Source organism: uncultured Kordia sp., from assembly GCF_947489565.1.
Classification (GTDB): domain Bacteria; phylum Bacteroidota; class Bacteroidia; order Flavobacteriales; family Flavobacteriaceae; genus Kordia.
This window is the reverse complement of sequence record NZ_CANLEA010000075.1, coordinates 1-287: the sequence shown is the minus strand read 5'-3', so window position 1 is coordinate 287 and position 287 is coordinate 1. Positions and strand designations below refer to the sequence as shown.

General features: G+C 42.5%; 1 pseudogene. It reads left to right on the top strand.

What is annotated here, in order from left to right:
- Positions 1–287: pseudogene (locus Q0845_RS27775) on the top strand (gliding motility-associated C-terminal domain-containing protein); the annotation flags it as partial.

The following is a 287-nucleotide window of genomic DNA, read 5'->3' as shown; positions in this document are numbered from 1 at the left end:
GTAGAAGCACAAACAACAGATAGTTACACGCCACCAAGTGGAATAGACAATAACAACAACGGAATCGATGATGCATATGAAAACGCAGGCTTCATCGACAGCCCAGAAAACACAGATACAGATATCACTCCAGATTACTTAGATACGGATAGTGATGATGATGGAGTAAATGATCTAGAAGAAGCAGGACAAGGCACCTTCACAGGAACGGACACCGATGGTGACGGACTAGATGATGGCTTTGATACCAGTGATGATACAGGAGTAGAACCAGATGTAAATGATAA